This window comes from Flagellimonas sp. B-3 (assembly GCF_056857835.1).
This window is the reverse complement of sequence record NZ_JBSXNW010000024.1, coordinates 288,879-306,582: the sequence shown is the minus strand read 5'-3', so window position 1 is coordinate 306,582 and position 17,704 is coordinate 288,879. Positions and strand designations below refer to the sequence as shown.

Below are 17,704 nucleotides of genomic sequence, written 5' to 3'. Positions count from 1 at the left end.
TTAAGCACCTTGTTTATGCAAAGCCAATTGTATGCGTTTTCTTTGGACATCCACATCCAAAACTTTCACCACCACTTGCTGATGAAGGCTCACATGTTCGTTCACATCTTTCACAAAAGAATCGGAAAGGTTGGAAATGTGGATAAGACCGCTTTCCTTGATCCCAATATCAACAAAACAACCAAAATTGGTAATGTTGTTGACAATCCCCGGTAACAATTGCTCTTGTCGCAAGTCAGTAATCTCCTTGATGTTTTGGTTAAAAGTGAAGACCTTGGCCTTCTCTCTAAGATCTAAGCCCGGTTTTTCCAATTCTTTCAGAATATCCTCCAAAGTGGGCATACCTATAGTGTCCGTACAATAGGATTTTAGGTCGATACCTTGCAGGGCCGATTTGTTCCCTACGATTTCTTTGAGTGAGACACCTTGGTTCTTGGCCATTTTTTCCACCAAACCATAGCTTTCTGGATGTACGGCGGAATCATCCAAAGGATTATCACCATTTTTGATACGCAAAAACCCTGCACTCTGCTCAAAGGCCTTACCGCCTAAACGTGCTACTTTTTTAATCTGCTCCCTATTTTTGAACTTGCCATTTTCATTTCGGTAAGCTACAATGTTCTCCGCCAATTTCGGTCCAATGCCGGAAACATAGCTTAATAAGGGAACACTCGCCGTGTTAATGTTGACTCCAACGGAGTTTACACAGCTTTCTACTACGGTGTCCAATGATGTTTTCAATTGGGTTTGGTCTACATCATGCTGATATTGCCCCACACCAATGGACTTGGCATCAATTTTCACCAATTCGGCCAAGGGATCGGCCAAACGGCGACCAATGGAAACGGCTCCCCGTACCGTAACGTCATAATTCGGGAATTCGTCGCGGGCAATTTTGGAAGCAGAGTAAATGGACGCTCCAGCCTCGCTTACGATAAAGACTTCAATCGGTTTCTTGAACGGAACCCGCTTTACCAACTGCTCGGTTTCTCGGGATGCAGTTCCGTTGCCTATGGCAATGGCCTCAATTTTATAAGCATCTACCAACGAACTTATTTTTTTGATGGCTCCAGAACTATCGCGCTGTGGTGGATGGGGATAAATGGTTTCGTTGTGCTTTAAATCGCCCTGTTCATCCAAACAAACCACTTTGCAGCCCGTTCTAAAACCAGGGTCAATAGCCAAGATGCGTTTTTCACCAAGTGGGGCACCGAGCAATAGTTGCTTCAGATTTTTGGAGAAAACCTGAATCGCCGAAGCATCCGCTTTTTCTTTGGCAGTTTTTAATAGTTCATTGGACAAGGATGGCAACAAAAGTCGTTTGTAAGCATCCGCTATGGCCAATTCGATTTGTTCCGCACACGCATTATTGGTTTTGATCAAGCGCCGTTCCATATTTTGAAGCGCTCTTTCGTCATCTATTTCAATTTTTACTCGGATAAAACCTTCCTTTTCAGCCCGCATAATGGCTAAAAAACGGTGCGAGGGGCAGCGGCTCAAGGGTTCGCTCCAATCAAAATAATCTCGGAATTTCTGAGCTTTCTCGTCCTCTTTTTTGGTTTTGATGACTTTGGTCGTAATCAAGGCATGGCGCTCCAACTGACCACGCAGCTGATTTCGGATGTCGGTACGTTCATTGATCCATTCGGAAATGATGTGTCGAGCTCCTTCCAACGCATCATCTTCGTTAACGACATCCTTGCTCAAATATTTGGAAGCGATAAACTCGATTTCATCGCTACGTTGTGCCATAATGATTTTGGCCAATGGCTCCAAACCATTTTTTCGTGCGGTTTCGGCTTTGGTCTTTTTGCTTTTTTTGAAGGGAAGATAAAGGTCTTCCAAACTGGTCAGGTCGGCACAGTTCAAAAATTTCGCTTCCAGTTCAGGAGTTAGCGCATCTTGCTCCGTTACCGCTTTGATGATGGCTGCTTTTCTTTTTTCCAGCGCTTCAAACTGGGCTTTGTACTCCACAATGGAACCAATCTGAACTTCATCCAAATTGCCCGTAAGTTCCTTTCGATACCTTGAAATAAAGGGAACGGTACAATCTTGGTTCAAAAGTGCCACGGTGTTCTCCACACTCTTTTCTGAAAGATTGGTATGGCGGATTATGTAGGGGACAAGTTGCATTATGTTTATTTAGTAGTTGTCACTTCGAGCGCAGTCGAGAAGTCTTACAATCCAAATTTTTTAAAGTGGGTCTCGACTGCGATCGACCTGACAGTTCCTTTGGATATGAATTAACTTATAGCCTCCCCATTATCAACCCCATCCTCATCCGGATTGAGAAAAACTATTTTCCCTTCCTTGTTCTCCGTCATCAAAATCATACCCTGACTCTCTACACCACGTAATTTTCTGGGAGCAAGATTTACCAAAACGGTTACTTTTTTGCCCACAATGTCTTCAGGTTTAAAGCTGTTGGCAATTCCGGAGACAATGGTTCGGGTGTCCAAACCTGTGTCCACTTTCAATACCAAGAGCTTGTCGGCCTTTGGCATTTTTTCAGCTTCGATAATGGTTCCCACACGCACATCCAATTTGGAGAAATCATCAAAAGTGATGGTGTCTTTTTGCGGGGCTATTTCTTTGTCCATTGGGCCTGTGCTGAGCGTAGTCGAAGCATTGGCTTTTTTGGTGGCTTCCAGTTTGTCCAATTGTTGTTGAATTTCCTTGTCCTCGATTTTACGGAAGAGCAGTTCGCTGGGGTTGAGTTGGTGCCCAGCGGGAAGTAATGTTTCAGCTGTGGCAACACTATCCCAATCGGTCTCGACTGCCTGCCCGTCCGGTAGGCGGGCGCTCGACCTGACATTTAGAATGCCCTTTAATTTTTCCGAAGTAAACGGCAAAAAGGGCTCGCTAAGTACTGCCAATCCCGTTGCAATTTGAAGTGCTACGTACATAATGGTCTTAACACGCTCTTCATCCGTTTTTATGAGTTTCCAAGGTTCTTGGTCTGCCAAGTATTTGTTGCCCAATCGCGCCAAGTTCATCAATTCTTGACTTCCTTCGCGGAAACGGTAGCGCTCCAAGGAACTGGAAAGGATTTTTGGGTATTCCCTCAAATCAGTCAAAGCCTGCTTGTCAATATCGGTGAAGTCTGATGGAGCTGGAACTTCACCTCCGTAATATTTATGTGTCAAAACTGCGACCCGGTTCACGAAATTGCCAAAAATGGCCACGAGTTCATTGTTGTTCCTCGATTGAAAATCTTTCCAAGTAAAGTCGTTGTCCTTGGTTTCGGGTGCATTTGCTGTTAGAGCATATCGAAGCACATCCTGCATATCTGGGAACTCTTCCAAATACTCGTGCAACCAAACTGCCCAGTTTTTAGAGGTGGATAGTTTGTTTCCTTCAAGGTTTAAAAACTCATTGGCAGGAACATTGTCCGGTAATACAAAATCGCCATGGGCCTTTAACATGCACGGGAAGATGATACAGTGGAACACAATATTGTCCTTGCCGATAAAATGAACCAATTTGGTGTCCTTGTCTTTCCAGTAAGGCTCCCAATCTTTTCCTTCGCGTTCGGCCCATTCTTTTGTGGAAGAAATATAGCCGATGGGCGCATCAAACCACACATAGAGTACTTTTCCCTCGCCGCCTTCAACGGGAACGGGAATGCCCCAGTCCAAGTCACGGGTCACGGCACGCGGTTTCAACCCTTCATCTATCCAAGATTTACATTGACCATACACATTGGGTTTCCAGTCGGCTTTATGGTCTTTAATGATCCATTCCTTCAAAAAATCATCGTACCGATCTAGAGGTAAAAACCAATGTTTGGTCTTTTTTAAGGAGGGAACCGTTCCGGTTATGGTGGATTTTGGATTGATGAGGTCGGTAGCATTCAGCGATGATCCACAATTTTCGCACTGATCGCCATAAGCTTCTTCGTGTCCACATTTGGGACAAGTTCCAATTACGAACCTGTCTGCCAAAAACTGCTTGGCCTCATCATCATACAATTGTTCGGTTTCTTGTTCGATAAAATCACCTTGCTCGTACATTTTTTTGAAAAACTCAGAAGCAGTTTCGTGGTGAACTTGTGCCGAGGTCCTGGAATAATTATCAAAGGAAATACCAAAATCAGCAAAGGATTTTTTGATGATGTTGTGGTACTTGTCTATAATTTCTTTTGGGGTGACACCCTCTTTTTTAGCCTTCATGGAAATGGCCACACCATGCTCGTCGCTACCACAGACAAAGGCTACGTCGTTTCCTTTTAACCGTAAATAACGGGTGTAGATGTCCGCAGGAACATAAACACCGGCCAAGTGCCCAATATGAATGGGGCCGTTGGTGTAAGGCAGTGCTGCAGTAATGGTGTACCTTGAAGGGGATGTATTTTGAGTCATGTATAATTCAAATTAGGCCCAAAAATACTGATTTTAACGGGATAGACATAAAAAAGGAACCCTCCGAAAATGCTACCCTATTTGGGGTGAGGGGCGCATTACCGAAGGGCTCCGAAAAATGGACAACAAAGTGTCCCGATTTTTTAAGAAATCATTACTGATTTGCTCATTTTTTTATCACCTACAGAAATTCTGTAAATGTATTTTCCTGTGGATAGACTGTCACGCATGCGTTCCCGAATGTTGATGTCCACGGCACCTTCCAGCATCATTTCGTTGAACAAGGTTCCCACCCGTTGTCCCAAAATATTGAAGAGCTCAATATCCACATGGGCAGCTACGGGCATTTCCAAATGAATATGTGGGTTCCGTGGAGATGTTGCTGGATACACTGCTGCATGTGCAATGGTATCCAAAACATCAACATTGGGATCCAAGGAATCTTGACTTGGTGGTGTATCCGGTAATATTGGTGGATCATTGTCCATGGCAATATCATCAAATTCCTCGCCACTGCAGTTGAAGCCTAGATCGATAGCTTGGTAGGGATGACCCAGTAAATGTTGTTCCACGGATTCCCTTGGAACACAGAGCCATTCGGCCAATACGGTTCCGTAAAGGTTCCTAAAGTCCATTGTGTATTCCAAATTGCCGCGATTGTTGGGTTCATCCAGCGAAGGGTGTTCGCCAACAAAAGCACTACCGCTCAATCCTGAACCAAAGAACAGGGTAGGGGCGGCCTTTCCATGATCGGTGCCGTTGGAACCATTTTCGAAAATCCTACGGCCAAACTCGGAGAAGGTCATACTTAGTACGTTATCATCTTGCTCTGTGAATGCAAGATCTTCGTAGAAATTGTTGATGGCCACGGATAGGTTGGACATCAAACGCTCGTGCACTATGGGTTGATTACCGTGGGTGTCAAAGCCTCCCAAGGAAATCATGTAGACCTTGGTGCCCAAATTCCCTTTGATCAAACGTGCTAAGAGCGCCAATTGCCTTGCAAAGCCATTATCTTGATATTCTACTTGGTTCTGACCTCTCATGTAGGCATCGTGAATCGTACCTGCATACTCGTATGTAGTATTGGCAACACCACGGAGAAACCGCAATTGGTCGCCATACATACAATTATCAAACGGAGCATTTTCGATATCGTAAAAAGCACCGGTCTCAGCAATCTGTTCCAACTGATCTACATTGTTGGTCACAAAAGCATAATTGGTTTCTTCTCCTTGAAAAACCATATTCGCCAAGTTTCCAATTTGAATGGCTGCGGGAGCTGGTGGTGGACTGATCAAATAATCTTCATAAAGATGTTCAAAATGCCTGCCCATCCAACCTGTGTTTTCTCCAGAGAATCCGGTAGTGGTCAAATCGGTATTGGCGAAAATATCGGAACCGGTAAAATGGGACAGGCTTTGGTTTTCGTACCCTACCCCGTGCACGGCCTTAAACTGTCCGTCGCCCCAAAGAGATTCCAGAGCGCTCATGTAGGTGGGCACCCCAAAATCGTCGGTAAGTTTTAAGACCTTGCTCTCTGGGATGTAAATGTTGGGCCTTGCATTCGCATAAGTATCATATTGTTGGATAGGGATTACGGTACTGAGTCCGTCGTTCCCTCCCGATAGACGGATCAGGATTAAAATATTGTCTGTTTCCGCGGCAGCAACTGCAGCGGTAAGCGGTGAAGGTGAGGAAGCCGAAATTAGATGGCTCCCCAAGAACATGGATCCCGAACCTGCTATGCCCAATGCTTGGACAAAGGAACGTCGGCTCCATTTTTTGTGTTCCAGATCATGGCCTTCGTGTTCTAGGCCTTTGTGGGGAGATGTATCGTGGGTATGGTGATTATCGCACATGGTGGTGGGGTTATTTGAGTTGAAATTCGGGTTCTCTGGATAAATGACGTAACAGGATATACACCTGTGTTGGAGATTCTGCACTCATTTGCAGCATCCATTGGCTTGTTCCTCCCGGAAAATAGTCGGGGGAGTAATATTCTTCCGGAACATCGTCAATTTTGAAGGCATCCATAGCTCTTTCAAAATCAGCATCCGTCAAAAGTCCCTTAGGTGTAAACTTGTTTACCAATGCCCTAACCACAATTTCCGGGTTGCTTGTATTGCTATCAGCTGGGCCAACAGCATCCATGGCCAAATTTCTAAATTGTTCTGGGTCGTTTTGAAAAAAACGTTCCAAGAATACTTCCGCTGTCAACCATCGCCCTATAATAAAGTTTGTATTGATCCATGTTCGGTCGCGTTGCCAACCTTCCACTTCAGGCGGTTGAAAAAAGCGTTGCCCAACTAAGGAACAGGCATCGATCATATTTAAAACCGTTCCGTCATCGTATGTGAAGCTGGTTTCCTTCAATAAATTGAAATAAAGGTCGGCTGGACTTTTAATGATGACGCCAATCGCGGTTTCATCAAAAAAGTGCTGGCTTTTAAACAATTGACGGAGTACGGGTGCTATTTCGAAGCCATTGCTGATAAAGGTCTGGGCCAGACCATCAATAATTTGAAGGGCATTACCGCCTTCCTCTCCGGTCGCATCGGGATGGACAAAAAACTCGTACAGTTTTTTGCAGATAAACCATCCAATTTCATCAGGTCTTTGATTGAAGAGGATGTCGATGACGTCATCATACCCCCAATTACCTGTTTGGCCGAATATGGTTTTGTTCCCTGTATTAAAATCCTCTGGATTGAAAGTAACTTGTGTGCACCCTTCCTCGCCACGTTCGGTATATCCGGAGAGTGCCTTAGCGGTTTCAATAATATCTTCTTCTGTGTACTTATTCCCTTCTCCCAAAGTAAAAAGCTCGTAAAGTTCACGCGCGTAGTTCTCGTTGGGATTGTCACCACGGTTCCTGGCACCATCCAAATAGTAGAGCATGGCACTGGTGAGCCCAACCTCACTGGTCAGGTTCTTAAAATTGCCCAATGCATTCTGCTGCAAGCAAAGAATATAATAATAAAGAAAGCCAGGACAATTATACGTTTCCAATTGGGTAACAAAATGGTTGCTCCAAAAGAAACTCATCCGATCTCTGAGATCGTTGTCCAAAAGAGCGTTTCCGTAAGTGGAGGTAAAATCTTCAATTTGTGCCCTACGTAGTTGTCTGGCCAAATCATCATCTTCAGGATAATTGGCACCGGTCCAATCTGCCCATTCAGGTGGAGGTATGGTCGGTAAGCTAAGGGCCTGGTCCACCAAGTTGTCCACGAGGACACTTGCTGATTGCCCCACAGCGGCATTTACGGTTTGTACGGAGGCACTAAAACCAAGCCTTCGGTACAAGTGGGCAGCACGCATCTCATCCAATGGAGTAGTGTACGGCGCCAAAGTTGAGGAATTACAATTGATAAAGTACTCCATAGCAATGTCTGGCGTTAATTTGTTACATAGTTTGGGGGTAACTATTGCTTATGCTAGTGTTGGATGTGGTTCAATTGAGCCAACAAAGTACAACCTTAACGAACTAAAGTCCATGAACGACTAATTTTTTCGATAAAATGCTTAATTTTTTTTGATTTTTACAAATTGTATGGCCGATCATAACACATTTGGAAAACTGGGAGAGCAAAAAGCAGTAGACTTTTTAAAGGCTTCCGGATACGAGATAAGAGCACTTAACTATCGGTACCTCAATGCCGAGGTGGACATTATTGCGGAGAAAGATGGTTTCTTGGCAATAGTTGAAGTAAAGTCAAGAAATATGGGGTTTTTGGAAGACATTTCCCGTGTCATCACACCCAAAAAAGTAAAGCTTTTAACCATGGCGGCCAACCATTACATGGAAGAATTGGATAGTGATTTAGAGGTTAGGTTTGATGTAATTACCGTGGTAAAAAATGCTGATAATTTTGACATTGAGCACTTTGAAAACGCATTCTATCATTTCTAACCATTTGTTTGTTTTGTAACAATATGTTATTTTTGTTCAAAACCAACTGAACAAATGAAAACAATATCTGCAGTAGTTGAGCATTACATCAAGAAAAAGCCCTTTTTGCAAACCGCTTTGGCACAAGGGATTATCAACTTAACCTCTTTATCCAGACAGATAAAACCGGAAATTGCGGAAGAATTGGGTAAAGATGTAAAGGATGGAGCCATTGTAATGGCGCTTAAGCGTCTATCCGACGATTTGGAGTTTAGGGCCACCCATAAAATTGTAAAGGTCCTTAAAAATATTGGGGAGATTACGGTACGTTCCAACCTTACCGATTACACATTTTTGGCCTCGGACACCATTTTGCAGCAACAAGCCCGGTTGTTGGAAGAGGTCAATGTTAACCAAGATGTTTTCTATACTTCATCGCGAGGAGTGAACGAGATCAATATTGTGATCAGTAATATAATGGACGGTGTTGTGGAAAAGTACTTTAAAATGGAACGCTGTACCCAAAAAGCCGAAGGACTTTCCTCAATTACCGTAAAATTGCCCGCAGAAAATGTTTCGGTTCCAGGAATTTATTATTTCATTTTTCAGCGCTTGGCCTGGGAGGGCATTGTGCTTTACGAGGTAATCTCAACCACCAACGAGTTCACTATTTTGGTGAACGATGAACAGGTAGACGTTGCTTTCAAGACCATCAAAGATTTAAAATCACTATAATCAGGGATTCCTTTTCTTGGTCTAAACTAAAACGAAATCTTCTTCGTTGTAGAAAAAGACACTTTTTGGAAAAATGACCAAAAAAGGATTCTTTACGGTTTTTTGGGCCTAATGGTACTGTATTTGTGCTATTTGGCCTATATTTTTATACTCTCCCCCAAGACCAACCTACAGTCCATTTACCTTATTCCCAAGGATGCGGTTTTCATCATTGAATATTAAATAAACCAGTGTAAAGTTGGCAAAAAGTAAGTGAGAGCGAAGCCTGGCATCACCTAAAAAAGAACGATTACTTTTCGGAATATGACCAAAATACCCTCGGGTTTTTCGGGTGCGATAAATTCATCAACAATTAGTACCTTTCTTTCCCAAACCAAACCTCCGATCAATGAAAAATTTATTTTTTGCAACAATCAGTATTGTTGCTTTTGTCACAACTTTTCAAATAGAAGCACAAGAACCCAATTTCCCAGAACGATACGAAACTTGGAAAACTGCGGAAAAAGGTCAGTTTAAATTTGATCAGGCTGCATTGGACAAAGCTGTGGAATACGCAAATTCCAATGAATATTCAGGTTCTCGGGATATCCGACAGGCGATTTTAGAAGGATTTAAACGCGAACCCTTTCACGAAATTTTGGGGCCTACCAAAAAAAGGGGCGGACCTGCTGGAATGATTATGAAAAATGGGTATGTTTTGGCCTCTTGGGGCGACACCAAACGGGTGGATATGACTTTCAGTGTCACCAAAAGCTTTTTATCTACCGTAGCCGGACTAGCCGAAGATCATGGTTTGATCAACGATACCAAGGACAAAGTGGGGGACTACATTTGGGACGGCACTTTTGATGGTGCGCACAACTCCAAAATAACCTGGGAACACCTATTGCAACAAAATTCAGATTGGTCGGGGGAACTCTGGGGCGGCAAGGATTGGGCGGATCGTCCACCGAGTGAAGGTGGTCTGGACGATTGGAAATTCCGTAAGCTCAACGAGCCTGGTACAGTTATGGAGTATAACGATGTTCGTGTAAATGTACTAGCCTATTCGCTCACCCATGTGTGGAGAAAACCCTTGCCCATGGTACTCAAAGAAGAAGTGATGGACAAAATTGGAGCCACTACGACTTGGCGCTGGTTCGGCTACGAAGACGCTTGGACCATAGTCGATGGGATGCAAATGAAATCTGTAACCGGTGGTGGGCATTCAGGTGCGGGACTTTTTATCTGTACCGAAGACATGGCCCGTTTTGGCATGTTGTTTTTGAACAATGGCAAATGGGAAGACGAACAAATCATCAGTGAAGATTGGATCAAAAAAGCAACCACACCTTCGGTGCCCAATGTGAATTACGGTTATATGTGGTGGTTGAACCAAAAGGGAAGCCGCCATTGGGAGGGTGTTCCCGAACATGTGTTCTACGCTGCAGGTTTTGGAGGCAACTTTATTGTGGTGGACCAAAAAAGTGGATTGGTCATCGTGACCCGTTGGTTGGAGCCTTCAAAAATAGGGGAGTTTGTGAAGCAGGTGTATGAGGCTTTGTAATTAGTAAGTAATAATCCGCGTCACCCTGAACTTTTTTCAGGATCTCATACGTTTTGATATTGTTTTGCAATTAAAAATGACACGAATTACACGAATCTTCACAAATTATAATTGGTGTCATTCTGAAGTGTGTCGAAGTATGACACTGAATTTTTGGCTACTTGGGATTTCTCGTCGCTTCGCTCTGTCGAAATGACCACCTGCGTGTATCGGTCATTTCGAACGGATGTGAGAAATCCAATCCTATGCTGAAACATTTTGCTCTTGTGGCGTAAAAGGCGCCAAAACCTTCAATGCCTTGTCCACACTCGTAATCCTATCAAACACCAACAACAATCGCAATCCATTTCGGGTCTGTTTTTCCTTAAGTTTTACAAGTTGGGGATGCGTCTGTGCGTATTGCAGTATTTGGGTAAATACAGCACTTTGATAAAAACTGGATTGCTGATCGGCGATAAAGTAACCGATAAACTTGCCCTTTTTCATAATTACCTTTTCCAAGCCAATGTGGGTGGCAATCCATTTAATGCGGACGGAGTTCATCAAATCCACCACGGGTTCGGGCAATTCGCCGAAACGGTCCACCAACTGGGCCTCAAACTTTTGAAGCCCTTCCTCGTCCTCCACATCGTTCAATTGGGTGTAGAGGTTTAAACGCTCGGTAATATTATTGATGTAATCATCGGGGAAGAGCAGTTCAAAATCCGTGTCCAACTGCATCTCTTTTACATACACTTTTTCCTTGTTGCCCTCTACCTCATCATACAGTTCCTTGAACTCGTTTTCCTTGAGTTCGTCAATGGCTTCTGCCAATATTTTTTGATAGGTCTCAAACCCAATTTCGTTGATAAACCCACTTTGTTCACCTCCCAACAAGTCACCTGCACCACGAATCTCCAAATCTTTCATCGCAATATTGAAACCACTTCCCAGTTCTGTAAATTGTTCCAGGGCCTCAATACGTTTTCGCGCTTCCGTGGTCATTACCTCGTAAGGTGGAGTGATAAAATAGCAGAACGCCTTTTTGTTGCTTCGCCCAACACGCCCACGCATTTGGTGGAGGTCGCTCAAACCAAAATTATTGGCATTGTGGATAAAAATGGTATTGGCATTGGTAACATCCAAACCACTTTCTATGATGGTGGTGGAGACCAATACATCAAACTCACCGTTCATAAAGGAAAGCATAAGGTTTTCCAGTTTTTTGCCCTCCATTTGCCCGTGGCCGATCCCGATTTTGGCATCGGGCACCAATCGTTGGAGCATTCCGGCCACTTCCTTGATGTTCTCGATGCGATTATGGATAAAGAACACCTGTCCGCCGCGTTGGATCTCGTAGGACACGGCATCACGGATAATTTCTTCGTTCAATCGAATCACATGGCTTTCGATGGGGTAGCGGTTCGGTGGCGGGGTATTGATGACGGATAGGTCGCGAGCGGCCATCAAACTAAACTGTAAGGTTCTTGGGATAGGAGTTGCCGTTAAGGTAAGCACATCCACATTTTCCTTTATGGAACGTAGTTTTTCCTTCACCGAAACTCCAAATTTTTGTTCCTCATCCACGATCAGCAGTCCCAAATCCTTGAATTTCACATTTTTGTTGACCAATTGGTGCGTACCAATGATGATGTCTACCTTTCCATTTTCCAAATTTTCAAGGGTTTCCCTTTTCTCTTTGGCCGTTCTAAAGCGGTTGAGATAATCCACTGTTACCGGCATTTCTTTCAATCGTTCGGAAAATGTTCTATGATGCTGAAAAGCCAAAATCGTAGTAGGCACCAAAATGGCCACCTGTTTGCCATTGTCCACAGCCTTGAATGCCGCACGGATGGCCACCTCTGTTTTTCCGAAACCAACATCCCCACAAATAAGTCGGTCCATGGGACGTTCGCTCTCCATGTCCTTCTTAACATCTTGGGTGCTTTTTTCCTGATCGGGAGTGTCCTCGTACAAGAAAGATGCTTCCAACTCGTGTTGCAGATAGCTATCGGGAGCGTATTGAAACCCTTTTTCGAGTCTTCGCTTGGCATAGACTTTAATAAGGTCAAAAGCAATTTTTTTGACCCTTGCCTTGGTCTTTTGTTTGAGTTTTTTCCAAGCTGCGGAACCGAGCTTGAATATTTTTGGTGGGGCACCGTCCTTGCCGTTGTATTTGGATATCTTATGAAGCGAATGGATGCTCACGTACAAAATGTCGCGGTCGCCATAGATCAGTTTGATGGCCTCTTGCTTTTTACCTTCCACATCAATTTTTTGCAACCCACCAAACTTACCGATACCATGATCGATGTGGGTGACATAATCTCCAATTTCCAGTTTGTTGAGTTCCTTTAGCGTGATGGCCTGTTTTTTTGCATAGCCATTTTTTAAATGGAACTTGTGGTACCGCTCAAAAATTTGGTGGTCGGTATAGCAGACCAATTTAAGGTCATCATCCACAAAACCTTGGTACAAGGGAAAAATGATGGTCTGGTAGTGAACCGTTTCGTCCACTTCTTCAAAAATATCGTGAAAACGCTTGGCCTGTTGCTCGGTGGAACAGAAAATGTAATTATTGTAACCCGCATCCCGATTATCGTTCAGATTTTCAATGAGCAGGTCAAACTTTTTGTTGAACGCTGGCTGGGGTTTGGTGTGAAACTGGATGGTGGAAGCTGTCTTCCCGAGCACAGTCGAGGGAGAAGCTTCTGTCTGCTTCTCGACTGCGCTCGAAGTGACAGATGGATTGCCAATCTCAAAACACAAATAATCTTGCAATTGGTTTTTCAGCAAAGCTGAATCCAAAAAAAGTTCCTTCGGTTCTGCATGTTTGATTTCTTGGCTCAACTTGGCAAAACTTTCCTCTGCCTTTTCAAAAAAGGAATCGATACGGTCGTAGATCAAAGCAGGGTTCTTTGCAAAGACCACCGTTTTGGGTGAAATATATTTTAGGAAACTTTCTCGTACTTCTTCTGTGAATTTGTTTTCCACATTGGGAATAATGGCGATTTTCTTCACCTTGTCCGTAGAAAGTTGCGTTTCCACATCAAAAGTTCGGATACTGTCCACTTCATCGCCAAAAAATTCGATTCGGTAAGGTTCATCATGCGAAAAGGAAAATACATCCACAATACCTCCACGAACGGAAAATTCCCCGGGTTCGGTTACAAAATCCACCCGTTTAAACTGGTATTCAAAAAGGACCTCGTTTAAAAAATCCAATGAAATCTCATCGCCCAATTTTATTTTTTGGGTGTTCTTGTCAAGCTCTTTTCGAGTGACCACCTTTTCGAAAAGGGCATCGGGGTAGGTGACGATCACCGCAGGTTTTCTTCTGGAGTTGATACGGTTCAAAACCTCGGCGCGTAACAGCACATTGGCATTGTCGGTTTCCTCGATTTGATAAGGTCTTCGGTAACTCCCAGGGTAAAAAAGCACATCTTTTTCACCAATCAGTTGTTCCAAATCATTTAAATGATAAGCTGCTTCCTCTTTGTCGTTCAAAATCAACAGAAATGGTAATTCGGCGGATTTAAAAGCTTCGGAAACTACAAAGGAAAGCGAAGAGCCGACAAGTCCTTTTAGGCTTATTTTTTGACTGTCACCTCGAGCGGAGTCGAGAGGTTGGGCAATAATCTCCCTCAGTTTCCCAAGTGGGGGAGACTGTTCAAAAAGTTGTGAAATCGGGGTTTTGGTCAATCCAAAAAACTTTGCGGCAAAGATAAACCGCGAAACCTTTTACTAAAAATGTTTTTTTAGTTTCTTTTCGCCATGCTGAACCTGTTTCAGCATCTCACTCCGATGTAATTCCGAGTTAATCATTAACGGCCATTATGATCAAAGCGAAGAATCTATTGGTTAGAGCTAGGCTAAAAGCTTGACACGAATCACACGAATTGTCTCAAATAAAGGGTGCGTCATTCCGCACCTGATGCGGAATCCATCAGCTTTTTAGTGGATTCCTGCTTTTCGCAGGAATGACAATATTGGCTAAAGGTCCCTGAGCGCCTGCCTGCCGGACGGGTAGGGAGTCGAAGGGACATTGTGGGTTCTAAACCTTAACAATACTATCCTCAACAATGGCATACACCTCGTCACCTTTCTTGGGATTGAGTGCGTGCGTTCCTGTGAATTGACCAAAAGCAGGTAGGATCAATTGGTTGTCGGACTTAAAAAAACAAGGCAGTTTTATGCAATCGCGTCCAAATCCTTTAAGTTTTATAGCAGGGTGAATGTGCCCGCAAAAAGTAAAATGGTCTTTTCGTTCTTCGGGATGATGGGTCAACAAGAAAGCGTCCATGACCAGTTCTGGAAATATCGAGACCTTCAGTTTTTTGAATTTTTCTGGTGCAATGATGTCATGGTTCCCCGCCACAAGCAGAATTTCCGCCGGTGTTTTGGCTACCCAATTTTCAAACAGTTCCCACTCCTTGTTAAGCGATGAATGAAAGAGGTCGCCCAAAAAGCAAATCTGAAAGGGCTGAAAATCGGCAACGATTTTATCCAAGAGCAGAAAGTTCTTATGGATGGCCTTTCTGGGCACGGCAGCCCCAAACTTTCTAAAATGGGATACTTTGCCCAAATGCACATCACTGATCAGCAAGAGTGATTTTTCTATCCAAAACAATCCACCCAAAGGGTGAAGTTGAAATTTTTGATTTTGGATTGTCAACTTCATTTGGTCAATTTAGCCATCATTCTTTTAATACGGTCCGCCAGTTTTTCATTGGACAGCTTTTCCCTCAACCTATCCGTAATTATCGGGAAAGATAGGGGCGTAGGTTGGGAGCATTGTTTCCAAACAATTTCTTGTTGGGCGATGCGTTCCAAGGCCAATCGTAAACGCCCTTCTTCCAGTTGGTGTTCAAAGGTTTCGGTGTAGGCCTGTTGGTAGAGCAGGTTATCGTCCTCAAAATCACGGAAAACGTCAAAGAGCAGTTCCGAACTACTTTGTAGGTGTTTCATTTTGACTCCTTTTTCGGGATATCCCGTAAAAACCATTCCACTGATAACGGCAATATCACGAAATTTTCTGCGTGCCATTTCGTTGGAGTTCAAACTTTTTTGAAGGTCGGACAACATGTATTCGGGGGTGAACAAATTGTTGTCCAAAACTTCCTGAATGTTGATTTCCCTGTCCGATAGCAATTCAAAACCGTAGTCGTTAAAGGCCAGTGAACAAGTAATCGGTGCAAGTAGGCTGATTCGATAAGCCAAAAGGCTGCTCATTCCCTCGTGAATGGCCCTACCTTCAAACGGGTAAAACATGTGGTGGTAACCATCACGGGTCTTGAAGGTTTCGATTAAAAACTGATGCGGTTGCGGCACTATGCTTTCTTCCCGCTGCTTGTTGAACATCGGTTGCAATGCTCGAATTTCTTCCGATTGTTCGGGGAATTTCAACTCTGCGGTGTACAGTTCTTGACGCAACAGCTCCGACATTTTTGCGGAAAAACTCAATCTTCCGCCCATCCAACTGGGTACTTTATTGGTTCTTTTTTTTGAGTTTCGTACATGCGCTGCCATTCCTTTGATTCTGATAAATTCCAGATTTCGCCCAGCAAAAGTGAACACATCCCCAGGACTCAGTTTGGAGATGAAATATTCTTCAATGCTGCCGATATATCCTCCTTTTTGATAACGAACGGAGATGGTAGCGTCGCCCACTATGGTTCCAATTTGAAATCGGTGCCGCATGGCAACCGCCCTGCTGTTTACTTTAAATTTTCCATCTTCCTCAATCTCCACTTTTTTGTATTCGTCATAACTTTTAAGGCTCTGGCTGCCCATCACCAAGAAATTGAGGAGCCATTGCCATTGTTCACCCGTGATGGCCTGGTAGCAAAACGTTTGTTTGATTTCAGGATAAATCTCTTCTGGATAAAACCCATTTGAGACAGCAAGTGTAGTCAAATATTGAATGAGGACATCAAAACTGTTGAGGTAGGGTATTCGGTCTTCCACTGCGCTGTTCCTTACTGCTTTTTGCATGGCCGATGCCTCTACCAGTTCAATGGCGTGGGTGGGCAAAAAATAAATAACGCTTTCCTTGCCGGGTTGGTGACCACTTCGCCCTGCCCGTTGCAAAAAACGGGCCACGCCCTTTGGCCCACCAATCTGCACCACCGTCTCAACGGGAGCAAAATCAACCCCAAGGTCAAGACTGGATGTGCAGACCACAGCTTTCAAACTTTCGTTACGAATGGCCTGTTCCACCCAAATTCGAGTTTCCTTGTTTATACTGCCGTGGTGCATGGCCATTTCCCCAGCAAACTCAGGATATTTCTCCAGTATTTTTTGAAACCAAATTTCACATTGGCTTCGGGTGTTGGTAAAGAGCAAAGTGGTTTTGCTATTGTTGATAATGGGCACCACCTGATCCAAAAGATGCAGTCCCAAATGCCCACGCCACGGGAAGGTTTCCATTTTTTCTGGAATAATACTTTTTACCGTAATTTTTTTGTTGAGCTTGGCCTTGACCAAGACCGAATTGGTAAGTTCCGGAGATGTAGGCCCCAACAATACTTCGCGTGCTTGTTCCAGATTCCCGATGGTGGCCGATATGCCCCAAATTCGCAATTGTTTGCAGACCGTTTTTAATCGGGACAGCCCCAACTCCATTTGAACGCCGCGCTTGGTGCCCAAAAGTTCGTGCCATTCGTCCACCACAATGGCAGAACAGTTTTTGAAGGTTTTGCCATATTCTTTGGATGAGAGCAGTAATTGCAGACTTTCTGGGGTAGTGATCAACAAGTCGGGCATGTTGGACCGCATTTTTGCACGTTCTTTGGCGGAAGTATCTCCCGTACGAATGCCTACGGTCATTTGGGTTTCTAAATCCTTGGTAATTCGCTCTGCGGATTGTTTTATTTCTTGCGAAAGTGCGCGTAACGGGGTTATCCAAATAGCTTTCAACCCTTTTTTGTGTTTGGTCTTGTAATCGGGATGGTTTTTAATGTAGTCGAGTACAATGGGAAACCAAAGGGCGTAGGTTTTTCCACTGCCCGTGGGTGCGTTCAGCAAACCATGTTTGCCCTTCAAAAAAGCTTTCCAGGTCTCTTTTTGAAACGGGAAGGGTTTCCAATTTTGTTCTTGGAACCAGTTTTCAGCAATATGGAACAATTCTGATTCTTGCAGAGCCGTGGTACTTAAGATTGAAAAATACAAATTTCTTTGCTGGGTTTGTAC

The 17,704-nt window shown here is 43.9% G+C and carries 10 protein-coding genes; 3 read left to right on the top strand and 7 right to left on the bottom strand.

The features are described 5' to 3' along the window. The 4 genes from AC13CS_RS13820 to AC13CS_RS13805 all read right to left on the bottom strand — a co-directional run bounded on the left by AC13CS_RS13820 (window position 1) and on the right by AC13CS_RS13805 (window position 7,745). Window positions 1–2,133, bottom strand: coding sequence for a Tex family protein (locus tag AC13CS_RS13820; RefSeq protein ID WP_293166828.1), 2,133 nt, complete (start codon window positions 2,131–2,133; stop codon window positions 1–3). A gap of 110 nt (window positions 2,134–2,243) precedes the next feature. Then, window positions 2,244–4,361, bottom strand: coding sequence for a methionine--tRNA ligase (metG, locus tag AC13CS_RS13815; protein WP_293166830.1), 2,118 nt, complete (start codon window positions 4,359–4,361; stop codon window positions 2,244–2,246). A gap of 143 nt (window positions 4,362–4,504) precedes the next feature. Continuing rightward, complete coding sequence (locus AC13CS_RS13810; protein WP_293166832.1) at window positions 4,505–6,223, bottom strand: DUF1501 domain-containing protein; 1,719 nt, start codon at window positions 6,221–6,223, stop codon at window positions 4,505–4,507. A gap of 10 nt (window positions 6,224–6,233) precedes the next feature. Beyond that, the gene (locus AC13CS_RS13805; protein WP_293166834.1) at window positions 6,234–7,745 is read right to left on the bottom strand and encodes a DUF1800 domain-containing protein; all 1,512 of its coding nucleotides are present in this window, start codon (window positions 7,743–7,745) and stop codon (window positions 6,234–6,236) included. Window positions 7,746–7,914: 169 nt separating this feature from the next. Between AC13CS_RS13805 and AC13CS_RS13800 the strand changes: the two genes are divergently transcribed. The 3 genes from AC13CS_RS13800 (at window position 7,915) to AC13CS_RS13790 (ending at window position 10,534) form a co-directional block, all read left to right on the top strand. Next, window positions 7,915–8,274 carry a YraN family protein gene (locus tag AC13CS_RS13800; protein WP_293166836.1) on the top strand — a complete coding sequence of 120 codons (360 nt, stop codon included), beginning with the start codon at window positions 7,915–7,917 and terminating at the stop codon, window positions 8,272–8,274. Window positions 8,275–8,328: 54 nt separating this feature from the next. Continuing rightward, the gene (locus tag AC13CS_RS13795; RefSeq protein ID WP_014032964.1) at window positions 8,329–8,988 is read left to right on the top strand and encodes a hypothetical protein; all 660 of its coding nucleotides are present in this window, start codon (window positions 8,329–8,331) and stop codon (window positions 8,986–8,988) included. A 388-nt stretch (window positions 8,989–9,376) separates the two neighbouring features. Next, window positions 9,377–10,534, top strand: a complete 1,158-nt coding sequence (locus AC13CS_RS13790; RefSeq protein WP_293166839.1) for a serine hydrolase domain-containing protein — start codon at window positions 9,377–9,379, stop codon at window positions 10,532–10,534. Window positions 10,535–10,777: 243 nt separating this feature from the next. Here the strand turns inward: AC13CS_RS13790 and mfd are convergent, their stop codons facing one another. The 3 genes from mfd to AC13CS_RS13775 form a co-directional block, all read right to left on the bottom strand. Continuing rightward, window positions 10,778–14,215, bottom strand: coding sequence for a transcription-repair coupling factor (gene mfd, locus AC13CS_RS13785; protein ID WP_293166841.1), 3,438 nt, complete (start codon window positions 14,213–14,215; stop codon window positions 10,778–10,780). Window positions 14,216–14,567: 352 nt separating this feature from the next. Then, window positions 14,568–15,194 carry a ligase-associated DNA damage response endonuclease PdeM gene (pdeM, locus tag AC13CS_RS13780; RefSeq protein ID WP_293166843.1) on the bottom strand — a complete coding sequence of 209 codons (627 nt, stop codon included), beginning with the start codon at window positions 15,192–15,194 and terminating at the stop codon, window positions 14,568–14,570. After that, window positions 15,191–17,653: a ligase-associated DNA damage response DEXH box helicase gene (locus AC13CS_RS13775; protein WP_293167265.1), complete on the bottom strand. Its 2,463-nt coding sequence runs from the start codon at window positions 17,651–17,653 to the stop codon at window positions 15,191–15,193. Before AC13CS_RS13775 ends, pdeM begins: the two co-directional genes overlap by 4 nt. Window positions 17,654–17,704 lie beyond the last annotated feature (51 nt).